The sequence below is a fragment of the Pseudomonas sp. 203-8 genome (assembly GCF_020708595.1).
In the GTDB taxonomy this organism is placed as follows: Bacteria; Pseudomonadota; Gammaproteobacteria; order Pseudomonadales; family Pseudomonadaceae; genus Pseudomonas; species Pseudomonas aeruginosa.
In genome coordinates this window covers 32,147-50,705 of record NZ_JAJFDF010000012.1, presented here as the reverse complement: position 1 = coordinate 50,705, position 18,559 = coordinate 32,147, and the positions used below count along the sequence as shown (strand labels likewise).

21 protein-coding genes and 1 riboswitch are annotated in these 18,559 nt (G+C 68.6%); of the genes, 11 read left to right on the top strand and 10 right to left on the bottom strand.

The annotated features are described in order from the left end of the window. Positions 1 to 23 precede the first annotated feature (23 nt). On the top strand, positions 24 to 860 hold the full coding sequence (locus LJF27_RS25860; protein WP_023115078.1) for a class I SAM-dependent methyltransferase: 837 nt from the start codon (positions 24 to 26) through the stop codon (positions 858 to 860). Here LJF27_RS25860 and LJF27_RS25855 read toward each other — a convergent pair. Continuing rightward, a complete protein-coding gene (locus LJF27_RS25855) occupies positions 857 to 1,525 on the bottom strand; it encodes a helix-turn-helix transcriptional regulator (protein WP_003105255.1) in 669 nt (222 codons plus the stop codon). The two genes, LJF27_RS25860 and LJF27_RS25855, sit on opposite strands and share 4 nt — an antisense overlap. A 228-nt stretch (positions 1,526 to 1,753) precedes the next feature. Between LJF27_RS25855 and LJF27_RS25850 the strand changes: the two genes are divergently transcribed. The 6 genes from LJF27_RS25850 to LJF27_RS25825 all read left to right on the top strand — a co-directional run bounded on the left by LJF27_RS25850 (position 1,754) and on the right by LJF27_RS25825 (position 8,638). Further along, positions 1,754 to 3,241, top strand: coding sequence for an aldehyde dehydrogenase family protein (locus tag LJF27_RS25850; protein WP_003159318.1), 1,488 nt, complete (start codon positions 1,754 to 1,756; stop codon positions 3,239 to 3,241). A 167-nt stretch (positions 3,242 to 3,408) separates the two neighbouring features. Further along, positions 3,409 to 4,899 (top strand): APC family permease, encoded by a 1,491-nt coding sequence (locus LJF27_RS25845; RefSeq protein WP_003121952.1) that lies wholly within the window; start codon positions 3,409 to 3,411, stop codon positions 4,897 to 4,899. Beyond that, positions 4,874 to 5,452 (top strand): DUF3156 family protein, encoded by a 579-nt coding sequence (locus tag LJF27_RS25840; protein ID WP_003132379.1) that lies wholly within the window; start codon positions 4,874 to 4,876, stop codon positions 5,450 to 5,452. Before LJF27_RS25845 ends, LJF27_RS25840 begins: the two co-directional genes overlap by 26 nt. 160 nt (positions 5,453 to 5,612) lie before the next feature. Further along, positions 5,613 to 6,563 carry a transcriptional regulator FeaR gene (gene feaR / locus LJF27_RS25835; protein ID WP_003093343.1) on the top strand — a complete coding sequence of 317 codons (951 nt, stop codon included), beginning with the start codon at positions 5,613 to 5,615 and terminating at the stop codon, positions 6,561 to 6,563. A gap of 268 nt (positions 6,564 to 6,831) precedes the next feature. Next, a complete protein-coding gene (locus LJF27_RS25830) occupies positions 6,832 to 7,716 on the top strand; it encodes a dTDP-4-dehydrorhamnose reductase (RefSeq protein ID WP_023115080.1) in 885 nt (294 codons plus the stop codon). Next, entirely contained in the window at positions 7,709 to 8,638 is a 930-nt protein-coding gene (locus tag LJF27_RS25825; RefSeq protein WP_023115081.1) for an NAD-dependent epimerase/dehydratase family protein, read from the top strand. Before LJF27_RS25830 ends, LJF27_RS25825 begins: the two co-directional genes overlap by 8 nt. On the opposite strand, the gene LJF27_RS25820 is transcribed toward LJF27_RS25825, so the two are convergent. The 6 genes from LJF27_RS25820 to LJF27_RS25795 all read right to left on the bottom strand — a co-directional run bounded on the left by LJF27_RS25820 (position 8,639) and on the right by LJF27_RS25795 (position 13,094). Further along, on the bottom strand, positions 8,639 to 8,995 hold the full coding sequence (locus LJF27_RS25820; protein ID WP_003093338.1) for a SirB2 family protein: 357 nt from the start codon (positions 8,993 to 8,995) through the stop codon (positions 8,639 to 8,641). A gap of 83 nt (positions 8,996 to 9,078) precedes the next feature. Further along, a complete protein-coding gene (oprG, locus tag LJF27_RS25815) occupies positions 9,079 to 9,777 on the bottom strand; it encodes an outer membrane protein OprG (RefSeq protein ID WP_003093337.1) in 699 nt (232 codons plus the stop codon). 147 nt (positions 9,778 to 9,924) lie between these two features. After that, complete coding sequence (locus LJF27_RS25810) at positions 9,925 to 10,443, bottom strand: DUF3299 domain-containing protein (protein WP_003105266.1); 519 nt, start codon at positions 10,441 to 10,443, stop codon at positions 9,925 to 9,927. Between the two features lie 17 nt (positions 10,444 to 10,460). Beyond that, complete coding sequence (locus LJF27_RS25805; protein WP_003118230.1) at positions 10,461 to 11,726, bottom strand: ABC transporter permease; 1,266 nt, start codon at positions 11,724 to 11,726, stop codon at positions 10,461 to 10,463. A gap of 2 nt (positions 11,727 to 11,728) precedes the next feature. Next, positions 11,729 to 12,433 carry an ABC transporter ATP-binding protein gene (locus LJF27_RS25800; RefSeq protein ID WP_003093325.1) on the bottom strand — a complete coding sequence of 235 codons (705 nt, stop codon included), beginning with the start codon at positions 12,431 to 12,433 and terminating at the stop codon, positions 11,729 to 11,731. Positions 12,434 to 12,521: 88 nt separating this feature from the next. Beyond that, positions 12,522 to 13,094, bottom strand: a complete 573-nt coding sequence (locus LJF27_RS25795; RefSeq protein ID WP_003105271.1) for a DUF2796 domain-containing protein — start codon at positions 13,092 to 13,094, stop codon at positions 12,522 to 12,524. Between the two features lie 133 nt (positions 13,095 to 13,227). Here LJF27_RS25795 and LJF27_RS25790 point away from each other — a divergent pair, with 133 nt between their 5' ends. Beyond that, complete coding sequence (locus LJF27_RS25790) at positions 13,228 to 13,584, top strand: hypothetical protein (RefSeq protein ID WP_003105273.1); 357 nt, start codon at positions 13,228 to 13,230, stop codon at positions 13,582 to 13,584. A gap of 24 nt (positions 13,585 to 13,608) precedes the next feature. Here LJF27_RS25790 and trxA read toward each other — a convergent pair whose 3' ends face one another. The 3 genes from trxA to LJF27_RS25775 all read right to left on the bottom strand — a co-directional run bounded on the left by trxA (position 13,609) and on the right by LJF27_RS25775 (position 15,679). After that, positions 13,609 to 14,478 (bottom strand): thioredoxin, encoded by an 870-nt coding sequence (gene trxA, locus LJF27_RS25785; protein WP_003105274.1) that lies wholly within the window; start codon positions 14,476 to 14,478, stop codon positions 13,609 to 13,611. Positions 14,479 to 14,549: 71 nt separating this feature from the next. Beyond that, positions 14,550 to 15,212, bottom strand: coding sequence for a class I SAM-dependent methyltransferase (locus LJF27_RS25780; protein WP_003119123.1), 663 nt, complete (start codon positions 15,210 to 15,212; stop codon positions 14,550 to 14,552). Continuing rightward, positions 15,209 to 15,679 carry a YbaY family lipoprotein gene (locus LJF27_RS25775; RefSeq protein ID WP_003113050.1) on the bottom strand — a complete coding sequence of 157 codons (471 nt, stop codon included), beginning with the start codon at positions 15,677 to 15,679 and terminating at the stop codon, positions 15,209 to 15,211. The genes LJF27_RS25780 and LJF27_RS25775 overlap by 4 nt, the downstream gene beginning before the upstream one ends. Before the next feature lie 185 nt (positions 15,680 to 15,864). On the opposite strand from LJF27_RS25775, the gene nrdR reads away from it, so the two are divergent. The 3 genes from nrdR (at position 15,865) to LJF27_RS25760 (ending at position 18,534) form a co-directional block, all read left to right on the top strand. Continuing rightward, positions 15,865 to 16,329 (top strand): transcriptional regulator NrdR, encoded by a 465-nt coding sequence (nrdR, locus tag LJF27_RS25770; protein WP_003107181.1) that lies wholly within the window; start codon positions 15,865 to 15,867, stop codon positions 16,327 to 16,329. Then, entirely contained in the window at positions 16,326 to 17,447 is a 1,122-nt protein-coding gene (ribD, locus tag LJF27_RS25765) for a bifunctional diaminohydroxyphosphoribosylaminopyrimidine deaminase/5-amino-6-(5-phosphoribosylamino)uracil reductase RibD (RefSeq protein WP_003107179.1), read from the top strand. The genes nrdR and ribD overlap by 4 nt, the downstream gene beginning before the upstream one ends. Before the next feature lie 81 nt (positions 17,448 to 17,528). Continuing rightward, a riboswitch (FMN riboswitch) is annotated at positions 17,529 to 17,691 on the top strand. Positions 17,692 to 17,874: 183 nt separating this feature from the next. Next, the gene (locus LJF27_RS25760; protein WP_003093316.1) at positions 17,875 to 18,534 is read left to right on the top strand and encodes a riboflavin synthase; all 660 of its coding nucleotides are present in this window, start codon (positions 17,875 to 17,877) and stop codon (positions 18,532 to 18,534) included. Positions 18,535 to 18,559 lie beyond the last annotated feature (25 nt).

The following is an 18,559-nucleotide window of genomic DNA, read 5'->3' as shown; positions in this document are numbered from 1 at the left end:
TGCCTTGGCGAGGAGACTCGGGGATGGTAGCGGGCGGTCTCTGGGAGAACGGCGAAATGGCGACGGGCGACGAATTCGACGCGCTGCTGGTGGAAGCCGGCCGCACACCGATGCGCGGCTGGGAATACGACTATGGCGGACGCATCCGCCTGGAGCCGCCGCCATGGGATTTCCCGGGGCGCATGCTGGAGCGCTGCCGGGCCGCCGCCAGCCTGCTGGACATGGGCACCGGCGGCGGCGAATGGTTGAGCCGGCTGCCGTATCGTCCGCCGCTCACCGTGGCTACCGAGGGCTGGGCGCCCAACCTGGAGATTGCCCGGGGGCGCCTGGAGCCCCTGGGCATCCGCGTGGTCGAGGTGGAGGGCGCGCCGGACAACCATCGCCAGGGCCGGGAGGGCGATGGCGGCGGGGCGTTGCCGTTCGCCGATGGCACCTTCGACCTGGTCGGCAACCGCCACGAGTCCTATCTGCCATCGGAGGTCCGGCGGGTGCTGGCGCCCGGCGGCTGTTTCCTCACCCAGCAGGTGGCCGGCGACTTCAACCGCGAGTTCTATGCGTTGCTCGGCGAACCGGCGCCGACGCCGGAGGCGCCGCACTGGAATCTGGGTTTCGCCCGCGCCCAACTGGAGGCCGCGGAGTTGCCGCCGGTGGCAGGCGGCGAAGGTTGGGAGGTGTTGCACTTCGCCGATGTCGGCGCCCTGGCCTGGTACCTGTTGAACCTGCCCTGGGTATTTCCCGGTTTTTCCTTCAGGCGCCACCGCAAGGGCCTGCGCGGCCTGCACGAGAGCGGCGAGCCGCTGGCGGTGCGGCAGTTCCTCTTCTGGCTGGAGGCGCGCAACCCCCAGGCCGCGCGCGGCTAGAGGAAGAGTCGCTTCACCAGCTCGGTGCGGCTGCGCGCACCGGTCTTGCGGAACAGGTTGAGCAGGTGGGTCTTCACCGTCGGCAGGCCGAGTCCGAGGCACTGCGCCAGGCATTTGTTGCTGACGCCGTCACGCAGCAGCAGGGCGATCTCCCGTTCCCTCGGCGTCAGGCCTTGCAGGCGCTCGGCGCTGGCCGCTGGCGTGGCGCATGCCTGCGCCGCCAGCTCCATCAGGCCATGCAGGGCGCGCAACTGTCGCAGCTCCTGGTCGGAGAAGGCCCCTAGGCGGGCGTCGCGCAGTAACGACAGGGCCGCCACCGGACGCTGCTGCGCATGCGCCAGTACCTCGACCACGTCGCAGATCCCGTGGCGTCGCAGGAAGCCCTGGTACAGCGCGCTGTCCTTCGCGGGCTGGCGGGCGATGCCCTGGCGCAGCGGCACCACCGGCGAAGCGCTGGCCAGGCAGTGGCGCGGCTGCAGCGGATCGTAGTCGCGGTAGTGGCGCAGGTAGTCGCGGTGCATGCCGGCCGGCATCCGCAGGAGCTGGAAGTCGTGTGCGCGACAGTCCTCGTCGATGCGATAGAACACGCACAGGCTGGCCGGCACCACCTGGGTGAAGGCCTGCATGCAGCGCAGGCCGAGGTCGGGCGACAGGGTCGAAGACATGGCGCGGGGCTCCCGTGGGACGAGGCGGCGGGACGTCCACTGTCCCGCCTGCCGGGCAGAATGTCCATGCCCCGGCGTGCCGTCTTGTCTTTCTCTGCCTGGCTTGGCAGGCAGCGGCAAGAAACCCGGCAGGCTGGAGCAAGCGAGCGGGGGAGCGGCGGGTCCAGAGTATTCCCGGGTAGTAGGCGCATGCACGACGCAGCGCCGTCGCCAAGCCGAGGAGCACACATGAGTATTGCCATCGACCCGTCCGTCAGCGCCTTCTTGCGCAGTCCCCATGGCCTGCTGATCGACGGTGAGTCCGGGCCGGCGCGTTCCGGCGCCGACATGCCGCTGTACGACCCGGCGACCGGCGCCGAGCTGGCTCGCGTGGCCCGCGCCGGCGCCGAAGACGTCGACCGGGCAGTCGCTGCCGCGCGGCGCGCGTTCGAAGGCAGCTGGGCAGGCCAGCGCCCGGCCGATCGCGAGCGCCTGCTGCTGCGACTGGCGGAACGGGTCGAGGCGCATGGCGAGCAACTGGCGCAGTTGGAAACCCTGAACAACGGCAAGTCGATCAATCTGTCGCGGGCCCTGGAGGTCGGCGCCTCGGTGGAGTTCATCCGCTACATGGCCGGCTGGGCGACCAAGATCGAGGGCCGCAGCCTCGACCTGTCGATCGCCGCGGTCCCAGGCGCTCGCTACCGGGCCTACACGGTGCCGGAGCCGGTGGGCGTGGTCGGAGCCATCGTGCCGTGGAATTTCCCCTTGCTGATGGCGATCTGGAAGATCGTCCCGGCCCTGGCCTGCGGCTGCACCGTGGTCCTCAAGCCGGCCGACGAAACCCCGCTGACCGCCCTGCGCCTCGGCCAGTTGTGCCTGGAGGCGGGGATTCCGCCAGGAGTGGTGAACATCGTCACCGGCACGGGCGCCGAGGCCGGCGCGGCACTGGCGGCGCACCCGGGCATCGACAAGCTGGCGTTCACCGGCTCGACCCCGGTGGGCAAGCTGATCGGGCATGCGGCGGTGGAGAACATGACGCGTTTTTCCCTCGAACTCGGCGGCAAATCCCCGGTGATCATCCTCGATGACACCAGCCTGGACATGGCTGCCGCCGGTTCCGCCGGCGCGATCTTCTTCAACCAGGGGCAGGTCTGCACCGCTGGCTCGCGCCTCTATGTGCAGCGCAAGCGTTTCGACCAGGTGCTGGAGCGCCTGGCGGCCATCGCCGGCGACCTGAGCATCGGCCCCGGCCTGGATCCGACCACGCAGATCAACCCGCTGGTCTCGGCCAGGCAGCAGGAGCGGGTGCTGGGGATGATCGAAAGCGGGGTGGCCGAGGGCGCCAGCGTGGTCTGCGGTGGGGCGCGCCAGGGCGAGACGGGGTTCTACGTGCAGCCGACGATCCTTGCCGACGTCACCCCGGGGATGCAGGTGGTGCGCGAGGAAATCTTCGGGCCGGTGCTGGTGGCGACGCCCTTCGACGATCTCGACGAAGCGGTGCGCCTGGCCAACGACAGCATCTACGGGCTCGGTGCGAGCATCTGGTCCAACGACCTGCGCCAGGTCATGGACCTGGTACCCAGGATCAAGGCCGGCACGGTATGGGTGAACGCCCACAACCTGCTCGACCCGTCGATGCCGTTCGGCGGCTTCAAGCAGTCCGGCATCGGACGCGAGATGGGCCATGCGGCGATCGAGGCGTACACCGAGAACAAGTCGGTGTGCATCGCCTACTGATATCGATGAATCGGGGGGAGCCGATTCGTTCGGCTCTTTCGCTGCCCTCCGCGGCAGCCTTTTGTTCGACACGCCTCGCCTGCCGGCGGAGCGTACGGGACGCCGGTGCGTCCCGCAGGGCCTGACGCAAGAACAACAACAGCAACGCTGCCGTCGAGGATACGTCGATGTCCAACTCCAGACTCACCCAGCACCTGCTCCGCGGGCGGGTTGGTTTCCCCACCGCCCTGGCCAGTTCGGTCGGGTTGATCATGGCCAGCCCGGTGATCCTCACCGCCACCACCGGCTTCGGCCTGGGCGGCGGAACCTTCGCCGTGGCGATGCTGGTGGCGCTGCTGCTGATGCTGGCGCAGTCCACCACCTTCGCCGAGGCCGCCTGCCTGCTGCCGACCCGTGGCTCGGTCTACGACTACCTGTCGTGCGGCCTCGGGCGCTTCTTCGCGATCACCGGCACGCTGTCGGCCTACCTGATCGTCCATGTGTTCGCCGGCACCGCCGAGACCATGCTCAGCGGCACCATGGCGCTGGTCAACTTCGAGTCGCTGAATACCCTCACCGAGCCGGGCGGCGGCGCCTGGCTGGTGGGCGTCGGCATGGTGCTCTGCTTCGGCCTGCTGAATGCGCTGGGGATCACCGCCTTCGGTCGCGCCGAAGTGATCCTCACCTTCGGCATGTGGAGCACCCTGATGATCTTCGCCGTGACCGGCCTGTTGCGCCTGCCCGCGGTGGAGTTGCAGGGCTGGTTCGGGGCCTCGATGGTCGGCGACGACCTGCCGACCCTGCTGTCGCTGGTGGGCATGGCGATGTTCATGTTCGTCGGTTGCGAATTCGTCACGCCGCTGGCGCCGGAGGTGCGCCACGCTTCGCGGACCCTGCCGCGGGCGATGGCCCTGGGGTTGATCGGGGTGGCCTGCTGCATGTTCCTCTATGGCGCGGCGATGCGCCGGCAGGTGGAAAACCTCGACCTCGGCGGCGGCCTGCACCTGCTGGAGACGCCGATGGCGATCCCGCGATTCGCCGAGCAGGTGATGGGACCGTTCGGACGCATCTGGCTGGGCGTGGGCCTGCTGTTCGCCGGGGCCGCCACCATCAACACCCTGATGGCCGGCCTGCCGCGGATTCTCTACGGGATGGCGCTGGATGGCGCCTTGCCGAAGGCCTTCACCTACCTGCACCCGCGCTTCAAGACACCGTTGCTGTGCATCGCCGTGGCAGCGGCGATTCCCTGCCTGCACGCCTGGTGGCTGGGCGGCGACAGCGAAGGGATCATCCACCTGGTCCTGGCTGCGGTCTGCGCCTGGGGCACCGCCTACCTGCTGGTGACCCTCTCCGTGGTGCTGCTGCGCATCCGTCGCCCGGACCTGCCGCGCGCCTACCGCTCGCCGCTGTTCCCGTTGCCGCAGCTATTCTCCAGCGCCGGAATCCTGCTGGGGATGTTCTACATCACGCCGCCGGGGATGAACCCCGCCGACATCTACCTGCCGTTCGCCCTGATGCTCGGCCTGGCGGCCGCCTACGCCCTGTTCTGGACCCTGTGCGTACAGCGGGTGAATCCGTTCCGTCCGCTGGCGGTGGAAGAGGTGCTGGAGAAGGAATTCGCCGAAGAGGACCAGCAGCAGCGGGAGAGGGCGCATGTCCGCCTGGGCGCGCTGGTATGAGCGTCACTGGCGCGACTGGCGGCCAGCCGCCTATCGCCCCGGAGCCACCCTGGCCCTGGTGCGGCGCAACCTGGCTGCGTGCGACGGCGAGGCGCAGGACGGCAGGCTGTTGCTGCGTACGAAAGAGCTGAGCCTCGAGGTTCGCGAGCGGGTCCAGGCGCACCTGTTCATGCATATCGTCAGCACCGAGTTCAGCCTGTTCGTGGCGGCGCCCGGGGGGCCGCCGGCCAGCCTGGAGCTGCGTCACGCCGGTTGCTTGCGGCGTCGCGGCATCCTTTGCAAGGTGCGCAGCGGGAGCGGGCTCGAGCCGTTGCGGGAGGCCTTGCAGGGGGGCGACCGGGCCTTGCTGGAGCAACTCATGCCGCTGGACTTCCGGAGCTTGCGCCTCTGCCGCGACGACAGGGGCTGGACCGTGAGCCTGGAACACCTGGGGGCGTGCGAGGTGGTCAACCGCTTCCCCGCCTATCGCCGCTACATCCCTCTGGTCGCCGAGCAGCGCCTGGCCCTGCTGGGCGCCTTCGCCCAATTGCAGCGCCTGCTTTCTCCCGCCTGAACGGCCCTTGCCGGCTCTCCCGGATGCGTATCCGCCGGTCCATTTGCGCTAGCTTGTGGGTATATCGATAACATGTTAATCATATCGGCAGCGCTGCGTGGCTCGGTAATTGCCGCGCCATACAACAATAACGATGGCCGTTGCCGTCAGGAGGTGCCCGGTGCATACCCTGTCTTCCGCACACAACAGCTTCGAAGCCTGGAACCAGGCGTTGCGCCAGGTCTGCGGGCGCTTCGAGTCGCAGCCCGCGCTGAACCGGACGCTGTTCATCGGCGATATCTCGCGGCAGGACCTCGGCGGCCTGGAGCTGGCGCAGATCCGCACCAACGCAGGGCGCATCGCCCGCCAGGCCACCCATGCCGATCATGACGACGACCGCCACTGCTTCCTGGTCGTCCAGCGCAGCGGCCATGCGCAACTGCGCCAGGGTGGGGACAGCATAGAGCTGGCGCCAGGGGAAATGGCGCTGATGGACTCCGCGGGCGGCTGCGAGATCATTCCCCACGGACTCATCGAACACACCTCGTTCCATCTCTCCCGCGACCAGGTATGCCGGCACCTGCCGCCCAGCCAGCGGGCCTTCGGCAAACTCTCGCCGAACTGCGCCAGCGGTCGCCTGCTCGGCCTGCTGGTGCAGCAGGTGTGCGCCGGAGAACTGCAGCCGTGGGCGGTGGCGGACGAGGGCGGGGCGTTGCAGGAGGCGCTGATCGCCCTGCTCGGGCCGGCGCTACAGCACGCCGGCGAGGAATTGGAGGGACCGCTGGCCGGGCTCTATGGCTACAGTCTGCGCCGGCACGCGGAGCGCCTGATCGAGCAATCCCTGCAGGAGCCGCGCCTGAGTCCGGACATGCTCGCCGGCCGCCTGCGCATCTCGGTGCGCCAGTTGTACCGGTTGTTCGAGGAGCAGGGCGACAGCGTCTGCCGCTACATTCTCCGCCAGCGCCTCAGCCGCAGCGCCGCCGACCTCGGCAACCCACGGCTGCGCGGCGAATCGATCACCTCCATCGCCTTCAAGTGGGGTTTCAGCGACTCGGCGCATTTCAGCCGGGCGTTCAAGAAGCAGTTCGAGGTTTCGCCCAAGGACTATCGGGCCGGCGCGCTACCGGCCTGACGCCGCCGCGCGCTGCCATTCGTCCCGCCGATCCGCGCCGCTGGCGGAGCTGGCCCGGTGAATGCTTGACGCTTCACCGGAGGCACAGCAAGAATGCGGCGTGTCAGGTTGCATGAAAATAACGGCGGCGCTGTCCGGGGTACCTGCCGCGACAAGCAGCACCCGATGCCCGCACCTTTCATGTCGCCAGCGAGGCGCAGGATGTCATTGCCTTGGGGCGTGCGCCGCGTCGCTATTCACTATCAGATTTCGAGTGCCCCCCTACACCATGCGAATGCGCCTGATGCTTTTGGGCGGCGGTAATGCCCTTGGACAGGCGCTGATCCGCCTAGGGGCGGAGGAAGACATCGGTTTCCTCGCGCCCAGACCACCCGAGCAGGGCTGGGATGCCGCCAGCCTCACCACCCTGCTGGACGAAACGCGCCCCGACGCGGTGATCAACCTCGCCTTCTACCACGACTGGTTCCAGGCCGAGCAGGTCGAGGCGGAGCGCCTGGGCGCCCAGGAGCGCGCCGTCGAGCGCCTCGCGGAACTCTGCCAGCACTACGAGATCCTGCTGGTCCAGCCGTCCAGCTACCGGGTCTTCGACGGCGCCCGCGCCACCGCCTACAGCGAGAAGGACGAGACCCTTCCGCTGGGCCTGCGTGGCCAGGCGCTCTGGCGCATGGAGCAGAGCGTGCGCGCGGCCTGCCCGCGACATGTGCTGATCCGCTTCGGCTGGCTGCTGGACGAAAGCCCGAACGGCTTGCTGGGACGTTTCCTCAGCCGCGCCGAACAACCGCAGCCGCTGTTCCTCGCCGACGACCGGCGCGGCAACCCGACGCCGGTGGACGACGCCGCGCGGGTGGTGCTCTCGGTGCTCAAGCAGCTCGACTGCCAGGCGCCGCTGTGGGGCACCTACCACTACGGCGGACTGGAAGCGACCACCACCCTGGCGCTGGGACAGGTGATCCTCAACGAGGCGCGTATCTATCGCTCCAACCTGATCCAGGAGCCTTCGGCGGAGGCCCATGCCGCGCGCCCGGACGCGCTCGACGAGCCGCAGCACGCGGTGATGGTCTGCAAGAAGATCCTCCACACCTTCGGCATCAAGCCGCGCGCCTGGCGCGCAGGTTTGCCGGCTCTATTGGACAGGTACTACAGGCATGTTTGAACGCCCCATCCTGATCACTGGCGGCGCCGGTTTCATCGGCTCCCACCTGACCGACGCGCTGCTGGCGCGCGGCTACCGCGTGCGTGTGCTGGACAACCTGTCCACCGGCAAGCGCGACAACCTGCCCCTGGACGACGAACGGGTAGAGCTGCTCGAAGGCGACGCCGCCGACGCGGCGACCCTGGCGGCCGCCCTGAAGGGCTGCGCGGCGGTCGCCCACCTGGCCGCGGTCGCCTCGGTACAGGCCTCGGTGGACGACCCGGTCGCCACCCACCAGAGCAATTTCATCGCCACCCTGAACCTCTGCGAAGCGATGCGCGAGCAGGGCGTGAAGCGCGTGGTGTTCGCTTCCAGCGCAGCGGTCTACGGGCAGAACGGCGAAGGCACGGCGATCGACGAAGACACCCCGAAGTCGCCGCTGACGCCCTACGCGTCGGACAAGCTGGCCAGCGAGTACTACCTCGATTTCTATCGGCGCCAGCATGGGCTGGAGCCGGCGATCTTCCGCTTCTTCAACGTCTACGGGCCGCGCCAGGACCCGTCCTCGCCCTATTCCGGGGTGATCAGCATATTCACCGAGCGCGCCCTGAAGGGGACGCCGATCACCGTGTTCGGCGACGGCGAGCAGACCCGCGACTTCATCTACGTCGCCGACCTGGTCGATTTCCTGGTCCAGGCGCTGGAGGCGACGGCGGTGGAACCCGGGGCGGTGAACGTCGGCCTGAATCGCAGCATCAGCCTGAAGCAGTTGCTGGCGGAGATCGGCCAGGTGCTCGGTGGCCTGCCGCCGGTGACCCACGCCGACGCGCGAGCCGGTGACATCAGGCATTCGTGGGCGAACAACGAGCGCCTGCTGCGGCGTTTCCGCTTCGACCAGCCGACGCCGATGGGCGTGGGCCTGGCGCGCCTGCTCGGCCGCTGATCACCACCAGGGCTTGTTCAGCGCCAGGTAGAAGATCCCGCCCAGCAGGGTGAGGCTGAGGACGCTGAGCAGGCCCTTGCCGGGGCCCCGCGCCATCCGCAGGGCGAACGCCGCGCAGACGATGTAGCCCAGCAACAGCCCCAGCTTCGCCAGCAGCCAGAGCGGCAGCGGCCAGGGCATCGCCAGGTGCACCAGGCCGAGCGCGCTGAGCAGCAGCAGGGTGTCCACCAGGTGCGGTCCCCAGCGGCGGATGCCGCTGGCCTTGCGCCCCGACCAGTTCCAGGCCAGGCGCCAGACGAACAGGGCGGCGCTGCTGAGGGCGAAGGTGATGTGCAGGGTCTTCAGCCAGAGGTACATGGGGTCCGTTTCCGCAGGATGAAAAAAGGCGCCCGAAGGCGCCTTTTCCCGTTGGGGGCGCAAGCCCCGCGACAGTCTACGACTCAGAACTTGTAGCCGAAACCGATCATGTAGACCCACGGATCGACGTCCACGTCGACCTTGGTCTTGTTGACGCCCAGGGCGCTCGGGCCGTTGATGCTGGCCTTGGTGTCGATGTCCATGTACCAGACGGCCATGTTGAACAGCGCGTGCTCGTTGAGCATGTAGTCGAAGCCCAGTTCGCCGGCCAGGCCCCAGGAGTCCTGCAGCTTCATGCTGCTGAAACCCTGCGCCTTGCGGTTGCTGGCGAGGTCTTCGTCGAAGAAGGTGGTGTAGTTCACGCCCAGGCCGCCGTAGGGCTGGAAGGCGCTGTTGGTACCGCCCATGGGGTAGTACTGGAGCAGCAGGGTCGGCGGCAGTTGCTTGATGTCGGCCAGCTTGCCGTCCAGGCCCGGGCCGAGGCCCTTGACGTCGACCTGGTGGTTGAACGGAGTGGCGGCGACCAGTTCCACGCCCCACTTGTCGGCGAACATGTAGGTGAAGGTCAGGCCGAGCTGGGTGTCGCTGTCGACAGTCGCCTTGGTACCGCGCTGCTTGGCGCCGTCCAGCTTGATGTCGGAACTGCTGTCGTCGGGATCGACGGTGGCGAAGCCGCCACGGATGATGAAGTCACCGGCCTTGTGTCCTTGAATATCCGCAGCGGCGAACGGGGAGGCGACGGTGAGGGCCAGCAGGGAAGCGGTAAGCCAGGACTTACGCATGATGAGCTCCATTCCTTGTATTAGAAAGTGTTGGTGCTGCTAATGGTCAGCCAGCTAACAGTTGCCTTCCTTGACACAGCTCAATCAATCCTAGGAGCAAATGTGACCGCCGCAACGTAAATGGCGCGGCGGATTGTCGCATGTCGTTCAGCCACCTTCGTATTCGTAGGGCGTCACCTTGCTCGCCTGCATGCGGTAGCCGGCCGCCGCCAGCTCGCTGCTGGCGTTCTCCACCTTGAAGGTGCCCTCGACCCAGAACGGCTGGTACAACTCGTCCATCTGCACGCCCTTGGCGGTCTTCACGTAGACGATCTGGTTCGACGGCGGCGGCGGTACGTGGATGCAGGCGCCGTAGTAGGGGACCAGGAGGAACTCGGTGACCAGCCCGGCCTCGCTGATTTCCAGCGGCACGATGTAGCCCGGCAGCTTGGCCTCGATGCCGTCCAGTGCCTTCACCACCGGGGCGTTGGGGCTCTGCTGGCTGGCCGCCGGACCGGCTTCGCTGAGGGCGTTGGCGAGGTCGTGGATCGGCAGCGGCGCCGGGGCGGGCGGGGCGCCGGCCGGGATCAGTTGCGACCAGGTCAGTTCGCGCGGCGCGGCGCGCGCCACGGCACTGCCCAGGAGCAGGGCGAAAGCCAGCAGGAGGACGGTCAGGGAGCGCAGCATCGGGGAATATCTCCGGGTCATAGGCGGATCGACAGGCCATCGGCCAGGGACTGGCGGTAGGCGCGCCAGGCCGGCACGCAGCCGATCAGCACGGCGGCCGCCAGGATAGCCCCGAGCAGGCTCCACTCATAGTCGCTCGGCCAGGCCAGCGGCAGGTAGATGCCGTAGTTGGCCTGGACGTAGCCCTGGCTGGCGGCGATGCCGAGGTAGAGCAGGCCGAGGCCGAGGGCGACGCCGGCCAGCGCCAGGCTGAAGGCCTCGGCCAGCAGCAGGCCGAAGATGTGCCAGGGGCGCGCGCCCACCGAGCGCAGGATGGCCATCTCCCGGCGGCGCTCGTTGAGGCTGGTGAGGATCGCCGTGAGCATGCCGATCAGGCCGGTGAGGACGACGAACAGCGAGACCACGAACAGTGCCTTCTCGGCGGTGCCCATCAGGCCCCACAGTTCCTGCAGGGCGACACCGGGGAGGATCGCCATCAGCGGTTCGCCGGGATAGTCGTTGACCTCGCGTTGCAGGGCGAAGGTCGCCACCTTGCTCTTCAGGCCGACCAGGAACGCGGTGATCGCCTGTGGTTGCAGGTCCATGTGCCGCGCCTGCTCGGCACTGACGCGCCCGGCGCCCATCGCCGGCACCCCGTTGCGCCAGTCGACGTGCAGCGCCTCCATGCCGGCGAGGGATATGTGCAGGGTGCGGTCCACCGGGGTACCGGTGCGCTGGAGGATGCCGACCACGGTGAACGGCTTGTCGTCGTGCTTGACCAGGCTCACCGTGCTCACCCCATGGGCCAGCACGATCTTCTCGCCGAGCCTGTAGTGCAGGGCTTCGGCCACCTCGGCGCCGAGCACCACGTCGAACAGGTCCTGGCCGAAGGCGCGGCCCTCGGCCAGTTGCAGTTCCTGGCCGCGGCCGTAGCGGTAGTGCTCGAAATAGCCGGCATCGGTACCCATTACCCGGTAGCCGCGGTGCGAGTCGCCGAGGGAGATCGGGATCGCCCACTTCACCCGCGGGTTTTCGGCGAAGTGCCGGTAGCTGTCCCAGCGGATGTTGTTGGTCGCGTTGCCGATGCGGAATACCGAGTAGAGCAGCAGGTTCACCGAGCCGGAGCGCGCGCCGACGATCAGGTCGGTTCCGGAGATGGTACTGGCGAAGCTGGCCTTGGCCTCGGTGCGGACCCGCTCCACCGCGAGCAGCAGGCAGGCGGAGAGGGCGATGGCGAAGATCGTCAGCAGGGCGGTGAAGCGGCGGTTGGCCAGGCTGGCCAGTGCCAGTCGGAAGAGATACATGCTCAGAGTCCTGCCGGCCGGGCGGCGCGGTTGAGATCGGAAAGGGACAGGCTGCGGTCGAACAGCCCGGCCAGGCTCTGGTCGTGGCTGACGAACAGCAGGCTGGCGCCGGCCTCGCGGCATTCGGCGAAGAGCAACTGGAGAAACGCCTCGCGGCTGTCGGCGTCGAGCGCCGAGGTCGGCTCGTCGGCGATCACCAGCTCCGGCTGGCCGATCAGCGCGCGGGCGGCGGCGACCCGCTGCTGCTGGCCGATGGACAGGCTGTCGGCGCGGCGTTCGTGCAGTTCGCCGCCGAGGCCGAGCTGGCCGAGCAGATGGCTGGCGGCCTGCGCCGGGCTACCGTGGCGTTCGCGGGCGCGCTGACGGCGCAACGCGGAAAAGTGACAGGGCAGCTCGACGTTCTCGCGTACCGAGAGGAATGGCAGCAGGTTGAACTGCTGGAAGATGTAGCCGGTGTGGTCGACGCGGAAATGGTCGCGGCGCGCGGCGGACAGCTTTTCCAGGTCCTCGCCGAGCAGGCGGATGCTGCCGCGGCCGGGCTTCTGCACGCCGCCGAGGAGGCCGAGCAGGGTGGTCTTGCCGCTGCCGGAAGGCCCCTTGAGGAACAGGCTCTCGCCGCGTTCGAGATGGAAGCTGGGAATGTCCAGCAACTCCGCCTGGCCGGGCCAGGCGAAGCCGAGGTTGGTCAGGGTGATCAGTGCGCTCATGGGGGTAGGGGCGGAACGCTCCGCCGGAGCCTCGAGAATGGATGGAGGGGCGCCGCGCCGAATCCCTCGCGGCGCCTCCGGAACGATCCTACAGCTTCAGCTCGGCGCTGGCCGGAGCCAGGTCGGCGCCTTTCTGGCCGTCGGGACCGATCAGTTGTACCTGAATTTTCTGGGTGGCGGGGAAGCGCTTGAAGAACTCGGCGAGGGTCAGCAGCTTGAGCAGCTCGGGCTTCTCGCAACTGAGCTGGTAATGGGCGTGGATATCGGCATGACCGTGTTCGTGTTCGTGGCCTGCCTTCTCCTTGTGCGCGTGGGCCGGCGCCTTGTCGCCGAACAGCGGACTCCGCAGTTCCTGGCTGGCCACCGAGCAGCCGGCGGTGACTGGCAGGGCGAACAGCTCCAGCGGTTTTTCCAGCTGCGCGCGGGCCTTGGCCACGGCGGCCTTGTCCGCGTCGGTGCTGGCGGCGTGTTCGAAACCGACCAGGTTCATCGCCGGGCTGTCCAGCTCCAGTTCGAGGGTCTTGCCGTCCAGCGCCACGTTCAACTGGGCGACGCCGTGCTCGTGCTTGCCCAGGCTGCCATGGGCGTGGTCATGGTCGTGGTCGTCATGGGCCTGGGCGGCGAACGGCAGCAAGACGAGGGCTAACAGCAGTGGGCGCATGAACGGGACTCCGGCAAGGAAGGAAAAGAGTTTGTTACGTTATAACGAATTTTTCCGCCTGCCTAGCCTGGCCGATTTGGCCCCCTACGCGCCGACGTGGGAGCATGGCGCGATTCGCTTGTGGAGAAACGAGATGGTGCGGATTCGCGGAAGCATCGGCGACTGGCCGGTGGACCTGACCCTGGAACTGGACGCCGAGGATTGGCGCCAGCTGGCGCAACACGTGCCCCCGCCGCCGCTGGGCGAGCCGCAGGTCGCGGCGGCCAGGGCGCCGGCGCCGGCAGCGCCGGTGGATCGCCTGTGGCAGACCGCCCAGGACCTGCTGCGCGGCAGCGGGCGGATCGAGGGGCCGCAGTTGCTGGCGGAGTTGGAGGGGTTCAGCGGCAATGCCGGCGCCGCCAAGCAACTGCTTGTGCGCCTGCGGCACGACGCCCGGGTCAAGGTCGAGGTGGTCGACGGCACCCAGGTGTTCGTCTGGCTGGAGGACTGAGCCCCGCGGACGGGGCTCGGCGACTCAGTAGAGCGCCTGGTACAGCTTGCGGCGGTAGGCGGTGACCAGCGGGTGGTCGTTGCCAAGCAGGTCGAAGACCTGCACCAGGGTCTTGCGCGGCAGGTCGTCCTGGTAGCCGCGGTTGCGCAGGAACAGCTTGAGCAGTCCGTCCAGGGCCGCCTCGTACTGCTGCCGGGCGAGCTGCTGGACGGCCAACTGGTAGGCTGCCTCGTCGTCGCCGGCATCGGCCGCCAGGCGGCTCTTCAGCTCTGCGCTGTCGGGCAGGTCGGCAGCCTGGCGCAGGAAGGTCAGCTGCGCGCGGGCGCCGGCCAGGGCCTGCTTGTGCTCGTCGCTCTTCACCGCGTCGAGGATGGCCTGCGCCTCTTCCAGTTCGCCGCGCTCGGCCAGGCAGCGGGCGTAGAGGATCAGCGCCGCGGCGTTCTCGTTGTTCTCCGCCAGCAGGGCTTTCAGGGTCGCTTCGGCGTCGCCGATGCGGCCTTCGGCGAATAGCGCCTGGGCCACTTCCAGCGGGTCTTCGTCGGGCAGCGCCGGTGCTTTCACATGGGGTTCGAGCAGGGCGCGGATCTGCGATTCGGGCTGGGCGCCGGCGAAACCGTCGACCGGCTGGCCATCCTTGAACAGGACCACGGTCGGCAGGCTGCGGATGCCGAAGCGCATCACGATGTCCTGCTCGACGTCGCAGTTGACCTTGGCCAGCAGCAATTCGCCCTGGTAGGACTCGGCGATCTGCGCCAGCAGTGGCATCAGCGCCTTGCACGGGGCGCACCAGTCGGCCCAGAAGTCCACCAGGACCGGCTTGTGGAACGAGTTCTCGATGACCAACTGCTCGAAGTTGGCGCCGGTGACGTCGAAGATGTAGGGCGTATCGCTCATGTCGATTCTCGGAAACGCAAGGTGGTGACCACTATAAGTGGGGGCGCGCCGCGCGCAAACAAGCCCGTGCCTCAGGCTTGCCCGCGTTCGGCGTGATACAGGCTGACCAGGCGGAATTCGGCGGGCTCGGCGAGGTCCGGCCAGGTACAGGCGTCGAGCACGTCCAGGCGCCGGTACAGCGGATGACGGAAGTCACGGACCCGCGAGTCGGCGACCAGCGCCTGGCGGCCGCGGCTGAGGAACTGGTCGAGCAGCGGCAGGTTGGCGCGGTCGTAGAGCACGTCGGCCACCAGGATCAGGTCGAAGCGATCGTCCTCGGCGAAGAAGTCCGCCGAATAGCTCAGCTCCACTCCGTTCAGTTCGGCGTTCGCCCGGCTCGCTGCCAGCGCCAGGGGATCCAGGTCGCAAGCCACCACCTCGGCGGCGCCGGCGCGGGCCGCGGCGATCGCCGCCACCCCGGAGCCGCTGCCGAAGTCCAGCACGCGCTTGTCGCGGACCCACTGCGGGCGCTCCGCCAGCCAGCGCGCCAGGACCAGCCCGCTGGCCCAGCAGAAGCACCAGTACGGCGGCTCTTCGAGGATGCGGCGGGTTTCCTCCGGGCTGAACTGGCGGTCCATGTTCTGCGCGTCGATCAGCCACAGGCGCAGGTCGGTGCCGGGCAGCGCGGTGGCGCTGAGCCGGGCGTCGCCGAGCAGCTCGCCCAGCGCCTGGGTCAGGGCTTGCGGTGCCGTCACGGCGCGCGTACCAGGCGCAGTTCGCCGAGGGACTGGGTGGTCGGCTGGGCGATCCGCAACGGATGCAGGCGCCAGGCCAACTGGCCGGACTGGATCACCCGCGCGTGCAGTTCGACGCGCAGCGCGCCACCGGCCGGCGGGAAGGATTCGGGGTTGAACGGCAGGCGGAAGGGCATGAGTTCGCCGGTGGCCAGCACCGTCTCGCTGGCCAGCAGCCGCTGTGGACGGTCGCGCTCGTCGATCACCAGCAGTGCCATCTGCACCTCGCTGCCGCGTGGCAGGCTGCCCTGGATGCTGCTCAGCGTTCCGCTCAGCTCGCGCAGGTGGGCCGGTAGCACCGGCTCGACCATGGTCACGCTGCGCGAAGCTTGCGGCGTTGGCGCAGGCTTCGGCTTGTCGCTGGAACAAGCGGCGAGGAGAAGGACGGCCAGCAGGGCGATCGGGCGCAGGGTCATGGGCTGCTCCATAGCGGTGGAATCCGGGCGGCGCTTGTATAGCGCAAAGTGTGATTCTTGTCGCGCTTCGCGTAGTCCGCAACGTCCGATTCCTCTCGCCTTTCCCAGCGTGCCGGCGCCGGTCGATTCTGCGGGTGCTCGGTCGGGCGCGGATGCGCTACCATGCGGCTTCCTTCAGCTACGCCTGTATCAGCACCATGCATTGTCCCTTCTGCGGTGCCCATGACACCAAAGTGATTGACTCGCGACTGGTCGCCGAGGGCGATCAGGTGCGCCGGCGCCGCGAGTGCCTGGCCTGCGGCGAACGCTTCACCACCTTCGAGACCGCCGAGCTGGTCATGCCGCGCCTGATCAAGCAGGACGGCAGCCGCCAGCCGTTCGACGAGGACAAGCTGCGCGCCGGCATGCAGCGCGCCCTGGAGAAGCGTCCGGTCAGCGTCGAGCGCCTGGAAGCGGCCATCGGCCACATCAAGCACCAGTTGCGCGCCACCGGCGAGCGCGAGATCAAGTCGCGGGTGCTGGGCGAACTGGTGATGGCCGAGCTGCAGAAGCTCGACGAAGTCGCCTACATCCGTTTCGCCTCGGTCTACCGGCGCTTCCAGGACCTCAACGAATTCCGCGAGGAGATCGAACGCCTCGCCCGCGAGCCGGCCAAGGAATGAACGCCGCCGACCCGCTGTACATGGCCCGCGCCCTGGAACTGGCGCGCCAGGGGCTGTACTCCACCCATCCGAATCCGCGCGTCGGCTGCGTGCTGGTCAAGGACGGCCAGGTGGTCGGCGAGGGCTGGCACGTCCGCGCCGGCGAGCCGCACGCCGAGGTCCATGCCCTGCGCCAGGCCGGCGAGAATGCACGCGGCGCCACCGCCTACGTGACCCTCGAGCCCTGCAGCCACTTCGGCCGCACCCCGCCGTGCGCCGATGCGCTGGTGGGCGCCGGGGTGGCGCGGGTGGTCGCGGCGATGCAGGATCCCAACCCCGAGGTCGCCGGTCGCGGCCTGCTGCGTCTGATGCAGGCCGGCATCGCGGTGCAGAGCGGCGTCCTCGAAGCCGAGGCGCGGGAACTCAACATCGGTTTCATCAAGCGCATGGAACATGGCCTGCCGTTCGTCCGGGTCAAGCTGGCGATGAGCCTGGACGGGCGCACCGCCATGGCCAGCGGGGAAAGCCAGTGGATCACCGGGCCCTCCGCGCGTTCGGCGGTGCAGCGCTTGCGCGCTCGCTCCAGCGTGGTGTTGTCCGGCGCCGATACGCTGCTGGCGGACGATGCGCGGCTCAACGTACGCCCCGACGAACTGGGCCTGAACGCCGAGCTTACCGCGCTCGCCGCGGCTCGCCAGCCGTTGCGGGTGCTGGTCGACGGGCGCCTGCGGGTGCCGCTGGAGTCGGCGTTCTACCAGGCCGGTCCGGCGCTGGTGGCGACCTGCGCCGCCGCCTCGGCGCGCGAACGCTTCCAGGACGCCGGCCACGAACTGCTGGCGCTGCCCTCCGCTGAGGGCCACGTCGATTTGCACAAGCTGCTCCTGGAACTGGCGGCGCGCGGCGCCAACGAAGTGCTGGTGGAGGCCGGCCCGCGTCTGGCCGGCGCCTTCGCCCGGCTGGGGCTGGTGGATGAGTACCGGCTGTTCGTCGCGCCGAAGTTCCTCGGCTCCAGCGCCCGTCCTTTGCTCGACTGGCCGCTGGCGCGGATGGCCGATGCGGCGCAGTTGCGGATCGACGACATCCGCGCGGTGGGCGACGACTGGCTGGTCACCGCGCGGCCCCATCCGCGGGACGCCTGAACTTCGCTGCGCGGCGACGCGGCGGACGATGCACAAGCGGCGCAACTGTGGTAAAACGCCACACGGCCATCTCGGTGGCCGTAACGTTCTCAGGGCGGGGTGAAAGTCCCCACCGGCGGTAATGGCGCGCAAGGCGCCTAGCCCGCGAGCGCTTGCCGGACCGGCCACCGCCGGACGACAAGGTCAGCAGACCCGGTGCGATTCCGGGGCCGACGGTCATAGTCCGGATAAAGAGAGAACGGGATTGCCTGCCTGGGCGTACCCTGTGCGCCCGCAAGATCCCCTTCGATCCAAAAAGCCCTGTTTTTCACGAAACAGGAGTTCGTCATATGTCTTCATCTTGGAATACCCGCGCTATGGCACGCAGGCCGCTCGGCGTCGCGCCGGCCATGCTGCGCGCCTGTGCGGCGGAAAAACGGGAGGTCGCATGTTCACCGGCATAATCGAGTCGATCGGCAGCGTCCGCGCAATGACGCCCAAGGGCGGCGACCTGCGGGTCTACATCGCCACCGGCAAGCTCGACCTGGGCGACGTCAAGCTCGGCGACAGCATCGCGGTCAACGGCGTCTGCCTGACCGCGGTGGAACTGCCCGGCGATGGCTTCTGGGCCGACGTCAGCCGCGAGAGCCTGGCGCGCACCGCCTTCCAGCACCTGAAGGTGGGCAGCCGGGTGAACCTGGAAAAGGCCCTGACGCCGACCACCCGCCTCGGCGGACACCTGGTGAGCGGCCACGTCGACGGCGTCGGCGAGGTGCTCAAGCGCGAGGAGAACGCCCGCGCCATCCAGTTCACCGTGCGTGCCCCGCGCGAACTGGCCAGGTACATCGCGCACAAGGGCTCGATCACCGTCGACGGCACCAGCCTCACGGTGAACGCGGTGAACGGCGCGGAGTTCGAGCTGACCATCGTCCCGCATACGCTCAGCGAAACCATCATGGCCGAGTACCAGCCCGGACGCCGGGTCAACCTCGAGGTCGACCTGCTGGCCCGTTACCTGGAGCGCCTGCTGCTTGGCGACAAGGCCGCCGAGCCCAGCGCCTCCGGCATCAGCGAAGCGTTTCTCGCCGAGAACGGTTTTCTCAAGTAACCCACGAATTGCATAAGGGGGTGCC